Source organism: Streptosporangiales bacterium, assembly GCA_009379955.1.
Taxonomy (GTDB): Bacteria; Actinomycetota; Actinomycetes; order Streptosporangiales; family WHST01; genus WHST01.
In genome coordinates, this window is sequence record WHST01000112.1 from 1 (window position 1) to 22,498 (window position 22,498).

The window sequence follows — 22,498 nt, forward strand, 5'->3', positions numbered from 1 at the left end:
AGGTATCCACCTGACCGACGTGCCGGTGCTGAACTATGAGCGGCACCTCTTCTACGAGCGAGAGGTGCGCTCCGTCACGTCCAACACCCGCGAGGACGGGAGGGCGTTCCTGCGCTTCGCCGGAGAGCACAGGCTGGAGGTCACGACGGTGCCCTACCGGCTCGACAGAGCCGACCGCGCACTGGCCGACCTCGCCGCCGACGCCGTCACCGGTGCCGCAGTGCTCGTGCCCTGACGTCGCCCTTTATCGCCACACCGCGACGCCGCCCCGATAACGTCGCCAGGGCGGCATCGCATAGATGGCTGTCTCTATGTTTGCTCGTCGTTCACCGTTGCGGCACCAACAGGTCACATAGACATGGCTCTATGTGTGGTGTTGGTGTTCACGTCCCACCTCGTACGGAGGGTTCATGTCGCGTAGGACGGCAGTCGTCGCGGGACTCGCTGGGTTGAGTCTGTTGGCCGCGGCTTGCGGAAGCACGAGTGGAGTGGAGTCCGGGGGCTCGGAGAGCAGCACACAGGCCGCTCTGGGGCAGGACCAGATCTGCGGCAAGGGTGGCGCGGAGGCCAAGCCCGGGTACGCGAACGACATCCCGGAGCTCGCCGGTGGGAAGAAGCGGGTGTCGGGTGCCGGTTCGACGTTCGTCGCGCCGATGATGTCGGTGTGGACGAAGGATTACAGCGAGTCGGCGAAGGTGCAGGTGGCCTACCAGTCGATCGGTTCCGGTGGTGGCGTGAAGCAGATCTCCGAGGGCACCGTCGATTTCGGCGCCTCGGACACCCCGATGAAGACCGACGAGGAGGCCGGGGCCAAGCATGGCAAGATCCTGCACGTCCCGCTTGTCCTGGGCGGTGTGGTTCCGACGTACAACGTGGCGGGTCAGAAGTCGGGTCTGAAGTTCACCGGTGAGGTGCTGGGCAAGATCTTCACCGGGGAGATCGCGAAGTGGAACGACCCGGCACTGACGAAGCTGAACCCGGACGCGAAGCTCCCCGACCAGCCGATCGCTGTGGTGCACCGTTCCGACGGGTCGGGGACGACGGCGGTGTGGACGGACTACCTGACCAAGAGCAGCCCGTCGTGGGTGGAGAAGCTCGGCGGTGAGGAGCAGAGCTTCGGCAAGGAGGTCGCCTGGCCGACCGGTATCGGTGGCAAGGGCAACGAGGGTGTCTCCGGTGCGGTCAACCAGACTGACGGGTCGATCGGCTATGTCGAGCTGACGTATGCGCTGGCGCAGAACCTGGCGTATGGGTTGGTGAAGAACAAGGCGGGGAAGTTCATCCAGCCATGCGTCGAGACGGTGTCCGCGGCGACCAAGGACGTCGAGTTCCCCGACCACCTGAAGGTCAGCCTCACCGATGAGCCGGGCAAGGACGCCTATCCCATCACCGGGACGGTCTATGCGCTGGTGTACCAGGATCAGACCGACAAGGCGGCCGCGGCGGCGCTGGTCAACTTCCTCGCCTGGGTGCTGTCGGACGGGCAGGACGATGCGACGCAGATCAACTACTCGCCGATGGGTAAGGATCTTCGGGACAAGGCCGTCGCTCAGGTGAAGCGGATGACGCTCAACGGTCAGCCGCTCGCGACGTGACCTGAGATGGCCACCACCGATGTCGTGCCGGCGCACTCACCGAAACGGCGAGTGCGCCGGCCGGCGGACACGGCATTCCGCTGGGCGGTCAAGGCCGCCGGCGTGCTCGTCCTCGTGGTCCTTGCCGGCACGGCGATCTTCCTCGTCGACGAGGCCTGGCCGGCGCTTCGGCACTACGGTTTCCTCAGCTTCCTCGGAAATGACCGCTGGGCGCCGTCGGAGGCCAAGGCCGGCCAAGACGTACCGAACCCGTACGGGATCCTGCAGTTCGTCTATGGCACGGTCGTCACCTCGGTCATCGCGATGCTGATCGCGGTTCCGGTGTCGGTCGCGGTAGGGCTGTTCATCACGAACATTGCGCCGCGCCGGGTACGCCGGCCGCTCGGCTACCTGGTGGACCTGCTCGCCGCGATCCCCAGTGTGGTGTACGGGTTCTGGGGCATCTTCGCGCTGGTGCCGGCGATCAAGCCTGCCGGTGTGGCGGTCTCCGACGTGCTCGGCCGGCTCCCGGTGATCGGCAAGGTCTTCGCGCCGCCGTTCTTCGGCGTCTCGTACTTCACCGCTGGTCTCGTCCTGGCGATCATGATCCTGCCGATCGTGACGGCGATCTGCCGCGAGGTGTTCGCCACCGCGCCGGAGGACGAGAAGGAGGCGGCCTACGCGCTCGGCGCGACGAAGTGGGAGATGCTCCGCATGGCGGTGCTGCCCCGATCGCGCGACGGCATCATGGGCGCCTCGATCCTGGGGCTCGGTCGGGCGTTCGGCGAGACGATCGCGGTCACCATGCTGATCGGCAACAGCGTGCTGCAGATCAACGCGAGCATCTTCTCCCAGGGCGCGACGATGCCGTCGGTCATCGCGAACGAGTTCACCGAGGCGAACCAGCCGTATCACCTGGAGTCGCTGTTCGTCGTCGCGTTCTGGTTGTTGGTGCTCGCGCTGGTGACCAACTTCGTCGGCAAGCGCATCGTCTCGCGGGTACGAGAGGACATTGCATGACGGTCACCGAGGTGGACCGTCCCACCCGGCCGCGACCGGCGCCCGCCGGCCGGCGACGCAGGACGAACAGGATCGCCGCGCTCTGCCTCGGCCTGGTGATGGCGGTGACGATCGGCGTGCTGCTGTGGGTGCTCACGTACGTGATGGCCGAGGGGCTGAAGTACCTGGGCCCGGAGTTCCTCACCAACACCCCACCCGGCAATCCGTCGGAACCGGGCGGGGGGTTCCTCAACGGGATCATCGGCAGCCTCATCATCGTCGGCATCGCCACCCTCATCAGCGTGCCGCTCGGAATCGGCGCCGCGATCTCCATGGTGGAGTACGGCGGACGGGTCGCGAACGCGGCCAGGTTCGTCACCGACGTCCTGGTCGGGATCCCGACGATCGTCACTGGCGCGTTCGTGTACGCGTTCTGGGTCATCCACTTCGGGTTCTCGGGGATCGCCGGCGGGATCGCATTGGCGCTGGTGATGCTTCCGCTGGTCACCAGGACGACGGAGGAGATGCTGCGGCTGGTTCCCGATCCGCTCCGCGAGGCCAGCCTTGCCCTCGGCGTGACCCGGTCGCGGACCACCTGGAGCATCGTGCTGCCCACCGCGGCGTCGGGCATCGTGACCGGTGTCATGCTCGCGATAGCGCGTGCCATGGGGGAGACGGCACCGCTGCTGCTCACCGCGCTCGGCAACGACCTGTTCATCGAGCTCAACCCTGACAAGCGCATGTCGACGCTGTCACTGCAGATCTTCGGCAACGCGATCACCGGATTCCAGGCCGCCCAGGCACGCGCCTGGGCGGGAGCGTTGACGCTCGTCGGCCTGGTCCTGCTGTTTGTCATCGTCGCCCGGCTGCTCGCCCGACGCAACCGGATGAGCCGCTCGTGACAGGAGGTGTCGGCGTGTTGCCGACCAAGGACAGGGAACCCGACGCCACCGCGATGGGGTTCGTCGTCAACGACCTCACCGCTTCCTTCGGCTCCCACGTCGCAGTCGAAGGACTGTCGATGGGGATCGAGCCCAACCGGGTCACCGCGCTGATCGGGCCATCCGGATGTGGGAAGTCGACGTTTCTGCGCTGCCTCAACGGCATGCACCTCAACGTGTCGGGCGCCACCGTGCGCGGCCAGGTCCTGCTCGACAACCAGGACGTCTACGCAGCGCCGATGGACCTCGTCGGGTTGCGTCAGCGCGTGGGCATGGTCTTCCAGCGGCCGAACCCGTTCCCCACCATGTCGATCTACGACAACGTCGTCGCGGGTGTCACCCTGGGCCACCTGCGCAGGGCACGGCGCGACCGGCGAGCGTTCGACGACCTGGTCGAGCAGTCGCTGACGGCGGCCGGGCTGTGGCGCGAGGTTAAGGACCGGCTGCCGAAGCCGGGTGCCAGCCTTTCCGGCGGGCAACAGCAGCGACTGTGCATCGCCAGGACGCTGGCCATCGAGCCCGAGGTGATCCTGATGGACGAGCCGTGCTCCGCACTCGACCCGATCTCCACGCTGGCGATCGAGGACACGATAGGGCAGCTGAAGAAGCGCTTCACGATCGTGATCGTCACGCACAACATGCAACAGGCCAGCCGGGTCTCCGACACCACGGCGTTCATGACCATCAGAGAGGCCGGGCAACCCGGCCGGCTCATCGAGGTGGGACCGACCAAGGACATCTTCCAGGGACCCAAGGAACAGGCGACCGACGACTACATCTCCGGTCGCGTCGGCTGAGGAGCGAACGAACGGGGAGGGCGTCGTGACTACCGTGCTGGTCGATGCGGAACAGCCCCAACCGGGAAGGCCGGCGAGTGGTGTCGCTGCCGAACCGGTCGTCCTGCTGGTAGCCGTCGATCCCTCGGGTGATGTGGCACGTGAGCTGGCCGGCGCCGGCCTGGAGGTGGTCACCTGCCTCGACCACGCAGAGGCGCTCTTGGTCGTCGGGGAGAAGGCGCCGGACGTCGTGGTGCTCACACCCGACGTCGACCTCGACGCCGGGACCACGTTCCTCGGCGTCCTGCGGCGCCGGCACACGATGCCCGTGATCGTGGGTGTCGGCAGTGCCGCACCGGTGGACGCCGTTGCCCTGCTCGACGCGGGTGCCACGGCTTGCGTGGCCTGGCCGTTCCGGGTACCCGAGCTGCTCCCGATCCTGCGCGCCGCCCACCGGACCCTGTCGCCGGACGTGCTGACCGTCGGACCCGTCGAACTGCGGATGTCGGCACACGAGGTCCGGGTGAGCGGAGCGCCGATCGACCTGCCGTTGCGTGAGTTCCAGCTGCTCGCGTTTCTGATGGCACACGCCGGCACGGTCGTCACCCGCCGGCAGATCATCGAGGCCGTCTGGGGCGCCGGCTACGCCGGGGAGACCAACACCCTCACCGTGCACATCGGCCGGCTCCGCCAGCGGCTCGGCGACCACATCGACGAGCCGAAGCTCATCCAGGCCGTCCGCGGACTCGGCTACCGCCTCGCACTGCTGGACGACATGACCGCGACCGCGGCGACCTGATCAGCGGTGCGGCGCGCGCACCGGCCCCGCCGCGACGTCGTCGTCTGCCGTGAACCGGCGTCGCGCCCACAGGCTGACGTACACCAGGCCGACGAGCACCGGCACCTCGATGAGCGGGCCGACGACCCCGGCAAGCGCCTGTCCACTGGTGACACCGAAAACACCGATGGCCACGGCGATGGCCAGCTCGAAGTTGTTCCCCGCGGCGGTGAAGGCCAGCGTGGTAGTGCGCGGGTAGTCCAGACCGATCCTCTTGCCGAGGACGAACGATCCGGTCCACATCACCGCGAAGTACACCAGTAGCGGGAGCGCGATGCGTCCGACGTCGAGCGGGTGGGACGTGATCGCGTCGCCCTGGAGCGAGAAGAGCACGACGACGGTGAACAGCAGCCCGTACAGCGCCACCGGTCCGATCCGGGGGAGGAATCGTGTCTCGTACCAGTCACGCCCCTTGGTACGTTCACCGAAGCGACGGGTGAGGTAGCCCGCGAGCAGCGGGATACCCAGGAAGACCAGGACGTTCGCGACGATTTCCGTTACGGAGACGTCGATCCCGGTCTGGTCGAGGCCGAGCCAGCCGGGAAGCACCTCGAGGTAGAACCACCCGAGCGCACCGAACGCGACCACCTGGAAGACCGAGTTCAGCGCCACCAGGACGGCGGCGGCCTCTCGGTCGCCGCAGGCGAGGTCGTTCCAGATGATCACCATGGCGATGCAACGCGCCAGCCCGACGATGATCAGTCCGGTCCGGTACTCCGGCAGGTCCGGCAGCAACAGCCAGGCCAGCGCGAACATCACGGCGGGCCCGACGAGCCAGTTCAGTACCAGCGACGAGACCAGCAGGCGTCGATCGCGGGTCACGGTGTCGAGGCGGTCGTAGCGCACCTTGGCGAGCACTGGATACATCATCAACAGCAGGCCGCCGGCGATCGGCAGCGAGATGTCGCCGATCTTCACCGCCTCGAGAGCGCTGTTCACGCCGGGGATCCACCGACCGAGTGCCAGGCCGGCGAGCATGGCCGCACCGATCCACACCGGCAGGAACCTGTCGAGGGTCGACAGTCCGCGAGCCGGTCCTTCGGTGTGCCGATTGCCGGTATCGGTCGCGCTCACGGGCATGCCCGGCGCAAGCCGGCGTTGCGGCGTGCTCGCCGCGCAAGGTCTGCGAGCTCCGTCGCGGCGTTGTCGAGCGCGTCTGGTCGCAGCCGGTAATAGGTGAACCGGCCTGCCGGCTCCGCAGTGATCAGTCCCGCCTCCCGCAACACCCGGAGGTGGTGGCTGATCGTCGGCTGCTTCGCCCCGGTCTCGTCCACCAGATGGCACGTGCACAGTGCGCCGTCGGCGAGCATGCCCACGATCTGCGCACGCAACGGGTCGGCCAGCAACTGCGACACATCAAGCGACGTTGATATCAGCACAGGTTGATGCTAGACATCTCGTGAACGGCCGGTCAACCCGCGCCGTTAGCCGACCGAGAAGTGTGCCGGGTCCCATAGACTGATCTCTATGCGAAAAGCTACTGCGGCCGACGAGGTCTCCACGCAGCCGCAGCAGGTGAGCGCGCGCCCCCTCGACCGGGACGACGCCGAGCGGCTCGCTCGCCTCCTGAAGGTGGTCTCCGACCCCACCCGGTTGCAGCTGCTCAGCATGATCAGCGACAGCCCGAGCGGTGAGGCATGCGTCTGCGACCTCACCGAACCCCTCGGCCTGCGGCAGCCGACCGTCAGCCATCACCTGCGGATGATGGTCGACGCGGGCATCCTGCAGCGCGAGAAGCGCGGCATCTGGGCGTGGTATTCGATCGCGCCGGACCGTCTCGCCGCGATCGCCGACATCCTGCGCTGACCTCGACGTGCCACCCGTGGCCACACGGTGGGCTCAGGTGCCCAGGTCGCGGCCGTCGAGGCGCCAGGTGACGATGACGGCCGGCCGGGCGAAGTCGCCGTCGGGCCAGGTCGAGGCGGGCTCGTCGACGGTGGCGCCGTCGAGCTCGCCGGGATGCTGGACGGAGACCACGGCGCTGTGGTTGTCGTCCAGCACGTATGCCGAGGCCTGTTCGGCACCGGGTGGCACGGACAGGAACTGCTTGACGTGGCCGCGTTCCGGGCCGGTGAGCGCGACGGCGAACAGGCCGTCGTTGTAGTTCGCGCCGGCCTGATCGGTCAGGGCGTTGCCGTCGGTGGAGATCCACAGGTTGCCGTGGGCGTCGAAGTCGAGGTTGTCCGGGCAGGAGATCGGCGAGACCTTGGCCTTGTCGTACCCGGCGAAGTAGGTCGACGGGTCGTCGGGATCGCCGCAGACGATCGGCAGGTTCCAGTCGAAGGTCTCGGCGGCGTGATCGCCTCCGGTCTCGGTGAGCTCGAGGATCTGACCGTGCTTGTTGCCGTCGCGTGGGTTCGCTTCGTTGGCGGCGGGGTGCCCGGCTGCGCCTCGGCGGTCGTTGTTGGTCAGCGCGACGTAGATCTTGCCGGTGAGTGGGTTGGGTTCGATGTCCTCCGGCCGGTCCATCTTGGTGGCGCCGGCCCTGTCCGCGGCGATCCTGGTATGCACGAGCACGTCGTCGATCGAGAGGCCCTCGACCATCGACGTCGTGCCGTGCGCCAGTGGGAGCCAGCGGCCGGTGCCGTTGAACGCTCCGTCGCTGGGCAGCGTGCCCGATCCGTCGATCTCGTCGGCGCTGCTGAACGCGAACTGCGCCGCGTAGAGGGTTCCCGACTCCAGGAGGCGGCTGTTGTGCCGGCGGTCCGCGGCGGAGCGGCCGGTCCGGAGCTTTCTGTCCGAGACGAACTTGTACATGTAGTCGAAGCGCTCGTCGTCGCCCATGTAAGCCGCGATCCTTCCGTCCTTGGTGCGGACGATGGTGGCGCCTTCATGCTTGAGTCGACCGAGCGCGGTGTGCTTGCGCGGCGTCGAGTCCGGGTCGTACGGATCGAGCTCCACGATCCAGCCGAATCGGTTGGCCTCGTGCGGGTGTTCGGTGAGATCGAACCGCTGGTCGGCCTTGTCCCAGTGTCGGCTGCCGTCGGGGTAGCGGTTGGTCGTGTCGATGCCGTACCGCGCCAACGTAGGCTTGTCGCCTGTCGGTGTGCCGTCGCCGCCGACGAAGTACTGGTTGAAGTTCTCCTCACCCGACAGCACCGTTCCCCAGGGTGTGATGCCGCCGGCACAGTTGTTGAGTGAGCCCAGCACGGTGACGCCGCGTGGGTCCGCGGCTGTCCGCAGCAACGGTGAGCCGGCCGCCGGGCCGGTGAATCGCATTGGCGTGGTCGCGGTCACCCGCCGGTTGTATCGCCGTCGCCCCTTCCGTAGCTGCCGCCATTCGCCGGTGTCGCCGATGCGCTCGACCTCGACCACGGACATCCCGTGCGCGGCCAGCGCGATGCGGATCTGCTCATTCGAAGCCGCGGCGCCGTCGGTGTAGCCGCGGAACATCAGCTCCTCGTTGGTGTACTCGTGATTCACGACCAGCAGGCCACGGTCACCTCCCCGGTCGAGCGGCAACACGACGAGGAAGTCGTTGTTGTAGCCGAACTGCCGCGCCTGCGCCGCGGCCGTTTGCTTGTCGACATCGAACTCCGGCGCGCCCGGCAGGATCGGGTCGCCCCACCGCGCGAGAACGGAGTAGTCGTAACCGTTCGGCACCAGCACGGCGTCCAGCGTGTTCGGCGGGATCGGCTTGAACGTCAGCCCGCGACCACCAGTGGTCGGGCTCGAGACCGGAGCCGCCGCCGCGGGTGGGGCCGCAGCGACCGTGCCTGCACCGCCCGTCCCGACCACGAACGCGCCGACCGCCGCGGCCCGGAAGATGCCGCGCCGGGATACCCGTGCGGCGACCAGGTCACCGAAGTACGGGTTGTCGGACGTGTTCGGCGCGGGATGCGCGCACGCGTTCCCGCACCGGTACAGGCACGTCATCGCCTGTCGCCCGGCTGGATGGTTCGTGATCGGTAGCAGTCGACGATCGCTGGCGGACGTCATCGGCGATTCCTCTCGGGGTTCGCGGCCTGGCTCGACCTCGCGGCACCCTGGGACGTTAGCAATCACATAGATATTGGTCTATGTATCGTCCGTTGGCCCACAGTCGACGATCGGATGAACGAAACCTGAATTAGCCGCCTGGGGCCTAGACGCTGACATAGATGTACGTCAACGTAGACATATGTCTACGAGTGGCCCTCCGGAGGGATCGCCGCTGCCCCGGGCGACCGCGGAGGAACGCGCTAAGCAGATGCGGGTGCTGGCCGACCCGGTACGGCTGCGGATCCTCAGTCTCGTGCTGACCCATCCCTCGGGCGAGATCCGTCGTGGGGCGCTGTCGGAGGCGTTCGACCTCACTGGGCCCACGGTCAGTCACCATCTCACCGTCTTGTGCCAGGCCGGGTTGCTCGACAGGGAGCGGCGCGGCACGGGCGTCTACTACCGCCCAACGCACCGTGCGCTGGCGAACTATGCGTCGCTGATCGCGCCGGCGGTGACCGACGCGGATCAGCCGGACCTGACGAATGTCCGGCTCATCGAGCCGCCTGACGCACTGCATCGGGCGGTGCTCGACCGGATCGCGCGGCAGCTGGCAGGGCGTTTCGCCGGGGTGTTCTCCGAGCAGACCGTCGCCAGGTATGTGCAGGAGAGCTACGAGATGCTGGCCGCGCGCGCCCGCATCCGGCGCTTCCTGCCGTCGTTGACGGCGAACTTCGCGGCCGAGCGGCTGACCGCCTTGGCTCAGGCCGAAGGGAGGCGTCGAGGCGGATGTCCCGAGGTGCTGTTCGTGTGTGTGCAGAACGCGGGGCGCTCCCAGATGGCTGCCGGCCTGCTCGAGCAGCTGGCGGGTGAGCAGGTGCACGTGCGGTCAGCGGGGTCGGCGCCGGTCAGCGATCTGACGGGAACCGTGTGGCGGGTGATGGACGAGGTCGGTGTGCACATGGGGCGAGAGTTCCCCAAGCCGCTCACCGACGAGGTGGTCCGTGCGGCCGACTACGTCATCACGATGGGGTGTGGGGACGCGTGTCCGGTGTTTCCCGGCAAGCGTTATCTCGACTGGCCGATCGCCGACCCGGCCGGTCGGTCCGTCGAGCAGGTACGCGCGATCAGGGACGCCATCGACGAACGCGTCCATGCGCTCGCGCACGATCTGCTCGGTACGTCGGCGTGACGCGGTTCGTTCTCTTCCCTCGATCCTGGAAGGTGACATGACACGTCTGCTCATCGTCGGTGGCAGTGATGCCGGCATCAGTGCCGGGCTGCGGGCTCGCGAGCTCGATCCGGGCGTCGAGACGACGTTGGTCGTCGCTGATGCCTATCCGAACTACTCGATCTGCGGGATCCCGTACTACGTGTCCGGGGAGGTGACCGACTGGCGGCACCTCGCGCATCGGACTCGGCAGGACCTGGAGGACGCCGGCCTGGAACTGCTGCTCGATCACACCGCCCGTCGCATCGACGCCGCCGCCAGGACCGTCACGGTCACGACGGCGGTCGGCGGCGAGCGAGAGCTGCCGTACGACCGGCTGGTGGTGGGTACAGGTGCCGTGTCCGTTCGCCCACCGATCCCCGGGCTGGCCGAGCTCGGGCCCGACGACGGCGTGCACCTGCTCCACACCATGGGTGACACGTTCGCGGTGATGGAGTCGTTGACCGACGCCGGCCGGAGACGGCCCTGGTGGTGGGTGCCGGGTACATCGGGCTGGAGATGGCGGAGGCCCTGACCACTCGCGGCGTGCAGGTGACGCAGATCGAGCAGCTTCCCGAGGTGCTGCCCACCGTCGACCCCGAGCTGGGTGCGTCGGTCCGTGCCGAGCTCGTCGAGCACAGTGTTGACGTGGTCACGGGAACGCGTGTCACCGGCATCACCTCGACCGGACGCGGCCTGCACGTCGACGGCGAACCAGGGTTCGGTCGTGACGTCGACCTGGTGCTCGTCGTCGTCGGTGTGACCCCGGACACCGCGCTGGCCGAGACCGCTGGCGTCAGGCTCGGGGAGCGTGGCGCGATCGTCGTCGACGACCACATGCGCACCGGCGTGCCGGACGTCTACGCCGCGGGCGACTGTGTGGTCACCCATCACCGGCTGCTCGGCACCACGTATCTGCCGCTCGGTACGACCGCGCACAAGCAGGGCCGGGTGGCGGGGGAGAACGCCGTCGGTGGTGACCGGACGTTCGTCGGCAGCCTCGGCACCCAGGTCGTCAAGGTCTTCGACCTCGCCGTGGCGCGTACCGGTCTGCGTGACCACGAGGCCGCGGGCGTCGGGTACGACCCACTGTCGGTCGGCAGCGTCGCCGACGACCACAAGGCCTACTACCCCGGGGCGCGGCAGATCAGCTGCCGGGTCACCGGAGATGTGCGGTCCGGACGGCTCCTCGGTGCGCAACTGCTCGGGCCGTTGACGACAGCGGTGGCGAAACGCATCGACATCTTCGCGTCGGCCCTGTTCGGCGGTCTCGACGTCGACACCGTCACCGAGATGGACCTCTCCTACACCCCGCCGCTGGGCAGTCCGTGGGACGCCGTGCAGATGGCGGCGCAGGCGTGGACGCGTGACCGTACGGCTCGGCTGAAGAACTCGGTGGAGTACACGGCCCTCCAGGGTTAGGGGGCTCGGTGTCTCAGCCGAACACCAGGCCGAGGAGTAGGTAGACGACGGCGGCGACGGTGCCGGAACCGGGAAGCGTGCACACCCACGCCGTCACGATGTTCCCGGCCACACCCCACCGGACCGCGGACAGCCGCCGGGTCGCACCGGCTCCGGCGATCGCAGACGTGATCGTGTGCGTGGTCGAGACCGGCACACTGAACACGAACGCCGTCGTGTAGAGGACGGCGGCGCCGCTCATCTCCGCCGCGAAGCCCTGTGGTGGGTCGAGGTGAACGATCCGGCGGCCGAGCGTCCGCATGATGCGCCACCCACCGGCCCAGGTCCCCGCGGCAAGGGCGAGCGCGACGGCGACGACGACCCACAGCGGTACGTGGAAGTCGTCCTGCACGCCCACGGTCACCAACGCCAGGACGATGACGCCCATCGTCTTCTGCGCGTCCTGCAGGCCGTGCCCGAGTGCCATCGCCGCGGCGGACATGGCCTGGGCGAAGCGGAACCCGCGAGTCACTCGGCCGGGAGAACGGTTGCGGAAGATCCACATGATGGCGAGCATCACGCCGAACGCGAGCGTGAAGCCGACCAACGGGGAGAGGAGCATCGGGATCACCACCTTCTCCCACACCCCCACCCACTGAACGGCCGTCCCCGACGCGAGCGCCGCCCCGACGAGTCCGCCGATGAGCGCGTGCGAGGACGAGGACGGCAGCCCGAATGCCCAGGTCAGCAGGTTCCAAGCGATGGCGCCCACCAGGGCGGCCAGCACGACGAGCAGCCCACTCTCGCTCGCCGGCGTCGCGATGATGCCGCTGCCGACCGTGACCGCGACACCGGTACCGAGCAACGCGCCGACGAAGTTCATCACCGCGCCCAGGGCCAGTGCCACGCGCGGCGTGAGAGCCCGCGTCGACACGCTGGTCGCAATCGCGTTCGCGGCGTCGTGGAACCCGTTGGTGAAGTCGAACACGAGCGCGACCGCGACGATGATCAGCAGCTCTACCCACGGCACGGTAATCACCGGCCCGGCCAGGAAGGGCGACAAGACATAGACTGCAATCTATGTCTTGGTCGCTGCTCTGCGCCAGTCGCCTGTCACCTCGACCGCCGAGGAATCTGCGTCAGCGTGGACGTGGCATCGTGCGCCGAGCGAGTCGATCGGCGCAGGTCCACTGGGCTCGGTGACTCTCCGGCTCAGGCGGATCGCGGGCTCATGAGGTATGCCGCGCGGGTCAGCAGGTCTATGAGCTCCTCTTGCTGGGCCTCGGTCAGCGTGAGGTCAAGCACCTCGGCGCACCGTGCGGTGGTTGCCTGCTCGGCGTCGTCCAGCTGTTGCTGCTTGCCGTTGCCGTCTCCCCACGGTTGCGGCCAGCCGAACAGCCGGGCGTAGTCCGGTCCACCGTTGAGCATGATCGCTTCGAGCGGGGTCAGGTCTGCGGCGGTGATGCAGGCCACATGTATGCCGCCGCGCCACTCCCGGAGCACGTGGATCAGGAACATCGCCCGGCCACGTACATCGGTAGGTCGGGGCATCGCCTTCCATCCTGCGAACAGGGGCAGTCCCGACACGTCGGCCGTGTCGACCACCTTCTCCAGCAGGTCGCCCAGCCGGCAGGCGTCTGTCTCCGCCATCTCGGCGAGAGTCGTCCTGCCGTAGCTCTCGCAGGCCTCCGTGTAGTAGGCCGCAGCCCGGCGGGCGGGGGCGATCTCCAGCACGGATGGCCACAGGGCATGCACGGCACGCGGTGCCATGAAGCCGAATCCGGCGATCACGACGGACGGGTCTACGTCACCGAGGACGCCACACCGACCGGCGAGGTAGAAGTGCATCCAGTCGTCGTATCCCTTGCCCGCCCCGAAATCAGCGGTCTCCCGTGAGGTCATGAATGCCGCACCAGCGTCGTAGACGATGCGCTTGGTAGCCTCGGCCGTTCTTACGCCGCCGGTCATTGCCGTCGATCCCTTCGACTCAGACAACATTCTTTCTCTTCTGTCTGACCTCACGGACGACCGCGATCCATATCGTCCCGAGTGTGCCGATGGCGAGGACGGGCCAGATAAGGATGTAGATCGTGAGCAGGAACGTTTGCATTTGACAGACCTCCCTCGGCTTCAACCAGGTATCGTCGGAGTGATCTTCGGTTGGGCAACAGTCGGCTCGACCTCGCCTGCCGTCTGGAAATCGCGTACGCGTTTGCCGATAAGCGCGAAGTCGAAATCGTTCCAACTCGTCAGGGTCACGGCAACGCAGACCACGGCGCTAATGCCGTACACACTAAGAGAACCCAGCAGGACCGCATGTTCGCGGAGCATCCCCACGAAGACCGGTATGAAGACGACCGCGGCCACGGAACCAATCGCAATTCCGACCCGACGCCCCAAGAAGCCGAAGGCCATCAGGCCGAGGACCACGCCGCCACCGATCGCGGCGATCAGCTCGTAGAAGACGCCGACAGGTCCGCGCAGGGGCACCAACTCGAAGCGGGCAAGCGGGAACAACACCAGGGCACTTATCACTGCAGCCGTGAACGCCCTGTTCGTCACGCGCTTCCAGTAGCAGCTCACGATCACCGGGAAGACGATGGCGCCCCACAGCGCACCAAGGAACACAACCATGCCAAGGATGCTCAAGTGGAGGCTGGCCAGGATCACGCCGACTGTGGAGACCACGATCATGGTGACACGACCGAGCAACAGCATGACGCGGGGGTTGGGTACTCCTCGCGCAAGGTTCTTGCCGTAGACGTCGGTCATCACGATCGCTGCCAGAGCCGCAAGGTCGGACGTTGTTGTGGATGAGAGTGAGGCCAGGACGAGGAGGAAGAACATCACCACCATGATCGGAGGAAGGAACGCCGACGCCATTTGCGGCACGATGTTGTTGATGTCCCCATCGGCGGGCCGCATTCCGATCGTCGTCGCCATGAGTCCGAGCATGCCCAACCCGATGACGACGGATCCATAGCCGACCGTCGCGGCGATGAAGCTGGACTTGATGCGGTCGGGGCGTACCGCGAAGAGTCGCTGCGAGATGGTCTGGTTGCCGATCGCGTAGGCGAGGACGGCCACGAAAAACGGTGCGCCCTGCTCGAGAATGGCCGTGGTAGAGAGCGGATCGCGCTGCTCGGCGGTGAGCCGGGAGAAATTTTCGACCAGAGCGCCAGGTCCACCGATCTTGAATAGAACCATCGGGATGACAACGACCGCGATGACGATCATTCCGGTGACCTGAATAAAGTCGGCGATGACTGCGGCTCGAAAGCCAGACCACAAGGTGAAGGAGAGTACGCCGACCGCGGCGATGACAACACCGTGCATGAACGAGAGTGGCGACAAGACCGATACGACTGCGCCGGCCGCGGTCAAATTCGTCATCAGACTGATCCCACTGCCGAGCACGTTCGCAACGGCGAGCACGAGCTGGCTGGACTTGCCGTGCCGCGCATGCATGACCTCGCCAAGGGTGTGCGCGTTGGGAGCCAACTGGCGAAAGCGCTGACCGAAGGGGTAGATGAAGAAGATCATCAGGGCGCCCCATAGGCCATAATGGATCGGACCTGACAGTCCGTATTTGTAACCCGACGCCGCGCTGGCATAGAAGGATGCGGCCCAGATCCAGGTCGCCGTCATGCTGGCCGCCGACATGCCGAATCCCAGCGTGCGAGTGGACACCATGAAGGCGTCTGCGCTCTCTCTTCTGCGCCCGATGAGCGACGTCACGAGGAACGTGCCGACGTAGAACACTGCGAGCACAGCGATGGTGACCGGTGCCGAAAGCTCAAAGAAGGGCTGCCGAGTCATGCGTCACAACCTCCATAGGTCCCGGGCCTGTACGGCCGCGCACCGCGCGGCACCCCCGAGCTGGCGCTACCGACCCCCTGGCCAGCGTTGGTCGCTGCGGACAAGGGGGCGGGCCACCCGGCCGGCAGGGGGCCGAGTGGCCCTGACCTCATGCACCAAGGCGCTTCGGCAGGCCCTGTGCGAGAGCGCGGACGTGGTGAGGACCGGTGCCGCAGCAGCCGCCGACGATCTGCACCCCTGCCTGAACCCAGCCCTGCGCCTCCTTGAGGTAGTCCTCGGGTGACAACCCGGAGAAGACCCAGTCAGGTGGTGTCCAGTCCCCAGACTCGGCGTAGACGCCCACCGGCACGTCCGGGAAGTAGCGACGGACGGTCTTGAGCGCATCAGGGATCACGTCCGTCTTGACGTGCATCAGGGTCACGGCGGCCAGGCCCGGGCGCACCTGCGCTTCCGCCAGCTCCATGAACGCGTCCGGGTGGTCTGGATCGTCTTCCGGCATGACGCATGGGGTCAGCCCGTAGGTGCCGAGGTGGCCCGAGGGGACGCGAATGGGGGACATGCCGAGCCACACGGGCAGCCCGGTCGACAACGCAGCCTCGATCGCGGCCACGCCGTAGCTCTCCGAGTCCATCATCTCGAGGGCCAGGAGGTCGACACCGGCCTCCGCGAGGATTTCCGCCTGCTCTCGGAAGTTGGATGAGTTCCTCAGATCGGCACCGGTCTCGGACCCCGTCTCATCCATGGCGTAGGGACAGAAGGACGAGATCGACCCGGCCACCGCCACGGGACGATCTGCGGCGGCGTCACGAGCTTGAAGTGCCGCCTTGACCGCCTGTACGTTCGCGTCCTTTACTCGTTCGCCGAGGCCCGCCGGCTCCAGGCCAGCGCGATTCGTGCAGTGCGTATTGGTAATGATGACATCTGCGCCGGCAAAAATGTAGTCCTCGTGCAGAGCTCGGACCGCATCGATATTCTGGAGGTTGCTGGCACCGCCCCACGCGGTTTCGTCCATCGGAACTCCTCGCCGTTGAAGTTCCGTTGTAGCTGCGCCATCGAGCACAATGACCTCGCCGGCAGAGATCCGCCGGACGAAATCCTCACCGATTCCCATTGTGACTCCTCGCTTGGTTGGTACTCCATTTGTGTCAATGACAAGTCACGAAGACGAGTCGTCGTCCTCGAGCCCGTGCGATAGTGGGATGGTTTGCTGGCCCGAGCCTCTCCACCTTCGGTCGGTCGCGGTGCCGTCACCTGACGTCATTTGTAGCCGTCTACATCAGGTGATCTCATCCCCAGAACTGCCCATGTTCGTGTCTACGGATGGCTAGAACTGCCTATCCGTGGGGAGCAGTCAGGTGAGGCCGTGGGTGAACGCGTAGGCGGTTGCCGCGGCCCGTGAGGACACGCCGAGCTTGCCGAAGATGTTGTTCAGGTGGCGGGCCACGGTGTGATGACTGATGACGAGCTCGGTGGCGATGTCTCGATTGGTCTTACCTACGGCAACCAGGCGCAACACCTGAACCTCACGCTGGGTGAGCTCGGCCGGTGCGTGCGATCCCTCCCCCAGCAGAGCGGCCACGCGGCGAACGTTGTGCACCGAGCCGAGGCGCTCGAATGCCGCGTAGGCTGCCTTCAACTCCAGTTGCGCGCCTTCATGATCACCGGCCTCCCGGCCGGCGGCGGCCATCATCATCCGAGCCTGGGCCGCCTCATAGGGCAGCCCGAGCTCCATCCATAGCGCCCGCGCCCGCTGTAGCTGTTGGAGAACCCGATCTGGGTCGTGCTCCGCGAGCGCGACGGCTCCTCGTGCTGTGATGGCGGTCGCCTGCAGCAGGGCGGTCCCTGACTCCTGCGCGATCGACTCCAGCTCGTCGGCCGCCGTCCGGGCGCAGTCGACGCGATCGACGGCCAGCTCGACCTCCACCTGCGCTGCCAGCAACCGGGTGCGGTCACGGCGGCTGTGTCCCTTCCCGGCCAGTGCGAATCGCAAGGCGGCGGCAGACGCCTCCGCCTTACCCTGGGCCAGGTACAGCAGGGCAAGCCCGGGTTGCGGATCACGACCGAGCTCGTGCGCACGCAGGTAGGCTCGCTCGGCGGCGGGCAGGTCCCCTCTGCGTTGTCGGATCTCACCGGCTACGTAGAACGCTTCCGCGGCGACGCGCGGGTTGTAGAGCAGGAGCTCATCACATGCCCGGTCGGCCTCGAGCGCCGCCTGCGCCCAGGCGCCGCGCAGGTTGAGCACCTCGACCCGGTGGACCCGGCACAGTCCGTGGTACGGCGTCCCGGCAGGCAGCGATTCACACCACGACATCGCCGCCTCGGTCCACTCGGACGCTCTCCGCAGATCAGCAGCGTCCATACACATCCCGAGAGCGAGACAATAGACCCAGCCCGTGACCAGTGCGCTGAGTTCCCCGGCCAGTACCGCGCACATTGCCTCGTCGAGCAGTGCCAACCCCTCGGCGGTTCTGTCCCGCGACAGCAGGACGCCACCCTGAGCCTGGAGACCCAGCGCGACGAGATCGGCGCTGTGGCAGCGCTGCCCGATTTCGATCATCGTGCCGGCCGCGGCCAGCGCCAGGTCCAGATCGCCCCGCTGGTGTGCCAGGTCGGACTCGGCGTAGGCGAGATAGCCGTGCTCTTCGCACTCCGGCTCATCGGAGAGGTGCCGCTGGGCCCGCTGCAACCAGCCGGATGCCACGGCCGATCTGCCGGCCACGTGATGCTCGTAGAACAGCATCCACGCGGAGTGCCCGGCTCGCCGATTGTCCGCGGAAGCCACGTGGGCGGCGTAGGCCCGTTGACGTACGGCAATCGACTCGTCGATTCGGCAGAGCCACCACGCAACGTCGGCGAACGCGTCCAGGTCGTCTGGCGCGAGGTCTGATTGGTCGAGTTCACCGAGCAGGCGATAGGCCTCGACCCACGCAGCCCGCCCTACCGCTTCCCTCGCCCGCTCGACAGCGGCGACATGCTGACCCACGTGCGGCTCCCTTCGCGCCGCCCTCATTGGCGACCGGCCACCGCAGCCACACCACACTCGCGCTAAGCATATTCGCTCGTCGCCGGCCCGTCAGCCACGCTCGCTCGCAGCTGGTCGACGGGGAGGGTCAGTCGGTGACGTCGGCCGACGTCTCGTCAGCGGGCGTGCAGCAGGCGTCGATCCCCTCGGGGCTGAGGGCGGCGAGTGTGGCGAGCAGCTGGACGGGGGCGGCGAGGGCCTCGCAGCACAGGGCGTACACGTTGCTGCGTCCGCGTGGGGTGACGGTGATCAGCTCGTGCTGGCGCAGTGGGGCGAGGTGGTGGCTGACGAGCGTCTGGCTCATGCCGGTGGCGTCGGTGAGCTCCCTGACGGTCCGCGGGCGTTCGGCCAGCAGGAGGACGAGTGTGAGCCGGCTCTCGTCGGCGAGGGCCTTCAGTCGCGGCGCCAGCAGTCGGGCGCGGTCGGCCATCGACGGCAACGAGGCCACGTCGAGGAGGGCGACGTCCAGATCACGTGTCATGTCTCGAGTAAAGCACATGTTGCCATCAACAGCGATTACTGTTTATAGTGACGCTCGTTTGAACCAGTGCTGAGGGCAACGAGGAGGAACGGGTGAACGAGCAGCAGATCACCTCAGGGACGGATCCAGTGGTGGTGATCGGTGCGGGGCCTGTCGGGCTTGCCGCCGCCGCCCATCTGGTCGAGCAGCGGCTGCCGTTTGTGGTGCTCGAGGCCGGCGAGCGGGTGGGCGCATCGGTCCGCCAGTGGGGTCACGTCAGGTTGTTCAGTCCGTGGCGGTTCGACATCGATACGGCCGCTCGCCGACTGATGGACTCCGGCGGTGCCGTCGTGCCCGACGACGGCGGAATGCCGACGGGCGACGACCTGGTCGAGGAGTATCTCCAGCCGCTCGCCAAGCTGCCGGACCTCGCGCCGCACATCCGCTTCGGAGCACAGGTGACGGCCATCGGCCGGCGGGGAGTCGACCGGGTCCGCTCGACAGAACGGGAGTCCGCGCCGTTCGTCGTCCGCCTGGCCGACGGCGAGGAGATCAGGGCAGGCGCGGTGATCGACGCGTCCGGGACGTGGCGGACTCCCAACGTACTGGGCGGCAACGGATTGCCCGCGCACGGCGAACGCGACGCCGCCGCGTGGATCGACCACGCGATGCCGGACGTCCTCGGCGTCGACCGTGACAAGTACGCCGGCCGGCACACCGCAGTGGTCGGCGCGGGACACTCCGCGGCGACGACCTTGCTGGCGCTCGCCGAGCTCGCCGACGTCGCGCCGGGTACTCGGGTCACCTGGGTGATCCGCTCGACCTCGCCCGACCGCGCCTACGGCGGAGGCGCCGACGACCAGCTCCCCGCGCGCGGAGCGCTCGGCTCGGGACTGAGGCTGCTCGTCGACTCCGGTCGCGTCGACCTGGTCGAGGGCTTCGCGGTCGAAGCGGTGCAGCCGCTGACGGGCACCGCTGGTGCCGTCGAACTGGTGGCCACCGGCGCCGACGGCAGGCGTCGTCACCTGGTCGCGGACCAGGTCGTGGCCGCGACCGGGTACCGACCCGACTGGAGCATCGCGACCGAATTGCGCCTGGAGCTCGATCCGATCCTGCAGGCGAGCCGGGCGCTCGCGCCGCTGATCGATCCGAACGTGCACTCCTGCGGCACCGTCTACCCCCACGGGGTCGACGAGCTCACCCATCCCGAGCCCGGGTTCTTCACCGTCGGGGCGAAGAGCTACGGCCGCGCGCCGACGTTCCTCATGGCGACCGGGTACGAGCAGGCACGTTCCGTCGTGGCCGCGTTGGCCGGCGACTGGTCGGCGGCGCGCGACGTCCAGCTCGAGCTGCCGGAGACAGGTGTCTGCTCCGTCACCAACGGGCTCGAGGCGATCACCATCGAGCTCGGTCTCGCCGCTGACGTGCCGGACAGGCTGATGACCGCGACGGCCCGGCACCTGGGCAGCGCCGCCACACCAGCCGAGGCGGTCCTGGTGGCGGCCGACGAGCTCGGTCTCGACCACACCACGGCGCTGCGGTTCGCGGCGTTCGCGGCCGATCAGTCGGACACACGCGCGCCAGAGGACGGCAACCCGACCGGCACGTGCTGAGGTGCCTCTCGCGAGCCGACGCGGCCCGGCCGGTTCCACCCGGCCGGGTCCGCGGCGGGCGCTGGTCGCGTTGTGCATCACCGAAGTCACCAGCTGGGGAGTGCTCTACTACGCGTTCCCGGTGGTGATCTCCACCCTCACCCGAGACACCGGCTGGTCGACCGGCGCGGCCATGGGGGCATTCTCCGCCGGTGCCGTGGTGTCCGCCGTTGCCGGCGTCTGGGTCGGGCGGTTCATCGACCGTCACGGGCCACGGGGGATCATGACCCTCGGTTCGGCGACTGGTGTTCTCGCAGTGCTGGCGATCGCGTGGGCTCCCACGCTGCCTTGGTTCTACGCGGCCTGGGTGCTGGCCGGTCTCGCCCAGGCGGCCGTCCTCTACCCGCCCGCCTTCACTGCCCTGACCCGCTGGTACGGACCGCACCGGGTCGGCGCGCTCACGGCCCTGACCCTGCTCGGCGGACTCGCCAGCACGGTGTTCGCCCCGCTCACCGCGGCGCTCCTCGACGTGGCCTCCTGGCGCGAGACCTACGTCGTCCTCGCGGTCGTCCTCGGCGCCGTGACGATCCCGCTGCACGCATTGTGCCTGACGCCGCCATGGCCCGAGGCTCCACGCCCGAACCGCTACGAACCGACGAACGGAAACGCCCGCACCGTCGTGCGCGGTCGTTCCTTCGCCTTCTTGACGATCACGATGGCCCTCGGCGCATTCGGCATGTACGCCGCCACCGTCAACCTCGTCCCGCTGCTCGCCGAGCGAGGCGTAAGTACCCGGCTCGCCGCCATAGCCCTGGGTCTCTGCGGTGCAGGACAGGTTCTCGGGCGCCTCGCCTACAGTCCCTTCGCTCGGCGCACCACACCCCGGACCCGGACAGCGGGCGTCCTCGCGGCCGGCGCGGTCAGCGTCCTCGTCCTCGGGCTGCTCCCCGGCCCCGTTACCGCACTCATCGGAATCGCGATCCTGGCCGGCGTCGTCCGCGGAGCCCACACGCTGGTCCAGGCCACCGCTGTCGCCGACAGATGGGGCACCCACGCCTTCGGCCATATCAACGGCGTCTTCAGCGCGCCGACCACCGCGCTCGTCGCTCTCGCGCCCGCTGCCGGCGCGCTGCTCGGCGACCTGTTCGGTGGCTTCCCCACCGCCTACACGATGCTGGCGGCCCTCACCCTCGCAGCTGCCACGCTCGCCATCTGGTCGACAGATGGACCGGTGGACAGCGCGCTACGAGCGCCGCCGCATGGGCGGCGTGACCTACGGAGGACGTAGCAACTGAAGCACGGCGACCACGGTCATGGGGGAGTGGATCGACCAGGCCGCGATCACGGCTACACCACCGGCCATAAGACCGACTACCTCGGTGACGCCCTGTCGCCGGTCCGGCTGCTCTGCCGAATCCGCCGCCATCGTCAGCTTCCTGGAATATCCCGATCGATCTGTCAAGTCGCACGCCGACAGTTGCCGCGCAAGCTGGCGGCATGTCGACAGGTCAATCATCGTTTCTGACGGCTCGTCGGTGTGCTGAACGCGAGGTCGCAAGCCCTTCCTCGGCCGAGTTGTGGTGCGGGTCATGGTGCGAAATACCGGTGACCGGTGGGGTTCAGGCGGTGGTCGGGGTTGGCGGTGAGGACGTTGTCGCAGGTAGATGGTCTGGTCGCGGAAGAGAGCAGTTCTCATAATGAATAGGTGGTCGGTTCGATTCCGACAGGCGGCTCAGACCGAAACCGCAGGTCAGGGGCTATCTTCCCCGGCCTGCGGTTCGTCGTTTACGGCCACTCAGTCGAGATCGAACTCGTTGCCCTCGATGTCCTGCATCACGAGGCACGACTCGTCGTCGCCATCGGCAGGCAGTAGTCGCACGCGTACCGCGCCGAGCGCGACCAGTCGTGCGCATTCGGCCTCAAGTGCGGCCAGGCGCTCTTCACCCAC

At 67.7% G+C, this 22,498-nt stretch carries 20 protein-coding genes and 1 pseudogene; 11 read left to right on the forward strand and 10 right to left on the reverse strand.

Annotation, left to right across the window (positions count from 1 at the left end; all coding sequences use genetic code 11):
• From GEV10_25370 to GEV10_25395, 6 genes are all read left to right on the forward strand, one after another.
• A partial coding sequence (locus tag GEV10_25370; GenBank protein MQA81763.1) for an alcohol dehydrogenase occupies positions 1–235 on the forward strand: 235 nt, incomplete at its 5' end.
• 175 nt (positions 236–410) lie between these two features.
• The gene (gene pstS / locus GEV10_25375) at positions 411–1,595 is read left to right on the forward strand and encodes a phosphate ABC transporter substrate-binding protein PstS (GenBank protein MQA81764.1); all 1,185 of its coding nucleotides are present in this window, start codon (positions 411–413) and stop codon (positions 1,593–1,595) included.
• A 6-nt stretch (positions 1,596–1,601) separates the two neighbouring features.
• Positions 1,602–2,594: a phosphate ABC transporter permease subunit PstC gene (pstC, locus tag GEV10_25380; protein MQA81765.1), complete on the forward strand. Its 993-nt coding sequence runs from the start codon at positions 1,602–1,604 to the stop codon at positions 2,592–2,594.
• A complete protein-coding gene (gene pstA, locus GEV10_25385; GenBank protein ID MQA81766.1) occupies positions 2,591–3,475 on the forward strand; it encodes a phosphate ABC transporter permease PstA in 885 nt (294 codons plus the stop codon). The genes pstC and pstA overlap by 4 nt, the downstream gene beginning before the upstream one ends.
• A 53-nt stretch (positions 3,476–3,528) precedes the next feature.
• Positions 3,529–4,311, forward strand: coding sequence for a phosphate ABC transporter ATP-binding protein (pstB, locus tag GEV10_25390; GenBank protein MQA81767.1), 783 nt, complete (start codon positions 3,529–3,531; stop codon positions 4,309–4,311).
• A gap of 25 nt (positions 4,312–4,336) precedes the next feature.
• The gene (locus GEV10_25395) at positions 4,337–5,089 is read left to right on the forward strand and encodes a response regulator (protein MQA81768.1); all 753 of its coding nucleotides are present in this window, start codon (positions 4,337–4,339) and stop codon (positions 5,087–5,089) included.
• Here the strand turns inward: GEV10_25395 and arsB are convergent, their stop codons facing one another.
• On the reverse strand, positions 5,090–6,208 hold the full coding sequence (gene arsB, locus GEV10_25400) for an ACR3 family arsenite efflux transporter (GenBank protein ID MQA81769.1): 1,119 nt from the start codon (positions 6,206–6,208) through the stop codon (positions 5,090–5,092).
• Positions 6,199–6,483 carry a metalloregulator ArsR/SmtB family transcription factor gene (locus GEV10_25405; GenBank protein ID MQA81770.1) on the reverse strand — a complete coding sequence of 95 codons (285 nt, stop codon included), beginning with the start codon at positions 6,481–6,483 and terminating at the stop codon, positions 6,199–6,201. The genes arsB and GEV10_25405 overlap by 10 nt, the downstream gene beginning before the upstream one ends.
• Positions 6,484–6,595: 112 nt before the next feature.
• Here GEV10_25405 and GEV10_25410 point away from each other — a divergent pair, with 112 nt between their 5' ends.
• Positions 6,596–6,934, forward strand: a complete 339-nt coding sequence (locus GEV10_25410; GenBank protein ID MQA81771.1) for a metalloregulator ArsR/SmtB family transcription factor — start codon at positions 6,596–6,598, stop codon at positions 6,932–6,934.
• Positions 6,935–6,967: 33 nt separating this feature from the next.
• Here GEV10_25410 and GEV10_25415 read toward each other — a convergent pair whose 3' ends face one another.
• Positions 6,968–9,067, reverse strand: coding sequence for a DUF839 domain-containing protein (locus tag GEV10_25415; protein ID MQA81772.1), 2,100 nt, complete (start codon positions 9,065–9,067; stop codon positions 6,968–6,970).
• A gap of 250 nt (positions 9,068–9,317) precedes the next feature.
• On the opposite strand from GEV10_25415, the gene GEV10_25420 reads away from it, so the two are divergent.
• Both GEV10_25420 and GEV10_25425 read left to right on the forward strand, forming a co-directional pair.
• On the forward strand, positions 9,318–10,238 hold the full coding sequence (locus GEV10_25420; GenBank protein ID MQA81773.1) for a metalloregulator ArsR/SmtB family transcription factor: 921 nt from the start codon (positions 9,318–9,320) through the stop codon (positions 10,236–10,238).
• Positions 10,239–10,275: 37 nt separating this feature from the next.
• Positions 10,276–11,678, forward strand: a pseudogene (locus tag GEV10_25425) (CoA-disulfide reductase).
• A 13-nt stretch (positions 11,679–11,691) separates the two neighbouring features.
• Here the strand turns inward: GEV10_25425 and GEV10_25430 are convergent.
• The 6 genes from GEV10_25430 to GEV10_25455 all read right to left on the reverse strand — a co-directional run bounded on the left by GEV10_25430 (position 11,692) and on the right by GEV10_25455 (position 18,979).
• Positions 11,692–12,687 carry an inorganic phosphate transporter gene (locus GEV10_25430; protein ID MQA81774.1) on the reverse strand — a complete coding sequence of 332 codons (996 nt, stop codon included), beginning with the start codon at positions 12,685–12,687 and terminating at the stop codon, positions 11,692–11,694.
• Positions 12,688–12,869: 182 nt separating this feature from the next.
• Entirely contained in the window at positions 12,870–13,559 is a 690-nt protein-coding gene (locus GEV10_25435; GenBank protein MQA81775.1) for a hypothetical protein, read from the reverse strand.
• A 228-nt stretch (positions 13,560–13,787) separates the two neighbouring features.
• Positions 13,788–15,476: a sodium:proline symporter gene (locus GEV10_25440; protein ID MQA81776.1), complete on the reverse strand. Its 1,689-nt coding sequence runs from the start codon at positions 15,474–15,476 to the stop codon at positions 13,788–13,790.
• A gap of 148 nt (positions 15,477–15,624) precedes the next feature.
• Positions 15,625–16,587 (reverse strand): hypothetical protein, encoded by a 963-nt coding sequence (locus tag GEV10_25445; protein MQA81777.1) that lies wholly within the window; start codon positions 16,585–16,587, stop codon positions 15,625–15,627.
• A gap of 240 nt (positions 16,588–16,827) precedes the next feature.
• Positions 16,828–18,486, reverse strand: a complete 1,659-nt coding sequence (locus GEV10_25450) for a LuxR family transcriptional regulator (protein ID MQA81778.1) — start codon at positions 18,484–18,486, stop codon at positions 16,828–16,830.
• 100 nt (positions 18,487–18,586) lie between these two features.
• Positions 18,587–18,979, reverse strand: a complete 393-nt coding sequence (locus GEV10_25455) for a metalloregulator ArsR/SmtB family transcription factor (GenBank protein MQA81779.1) — start codon at positions 18,977–18,979, stop codon at positions 18,587–18,589.
• A 107-nt stretch (positions 18,980–19,086) separates the two neighbouring features.
• Between GEV10_25455 and GEV10_25460 the strand changes: the two genes are divergently transcribed.
• Together GEV10_25460 and GEV10_25465 are read left to right on the forward strand one after the other, a co-directional pair.
• On the forward strand, positions 19,087–20,571 hold the full coding sequence (locus tag GEV10_25460) for an NAD(P)-binding protein (protein MQA81780.1): 1,485 nt from the start codon (positions 19,087–19,089) through the stop codon (positions 20,569–20,571).
• Between the two features lies 1 nt (position 20,572).
• Positions 20,573–21,838: an MFS transporter gene (locus GEV10_25465; GenBank protein MQA81781.1), complete on the forward strand. Its 1,266-nt coding sequence runs from the start codon at positions 20,573–20,575 to the stop codon at positions 21,836–21,838.
• 507 nt (positions 21,839–22,345) lie between these two features.
• Here GEV10_25465 and GEV10_25470 read toward each other — a convergent pair.
• On the reverse strand, positions 22,346–22,498 hold a 153-nt coding region (locus tag GEV10_25470; GenBank protein MQA81782.1), incomplete at its 5' end, for a VOC family protein.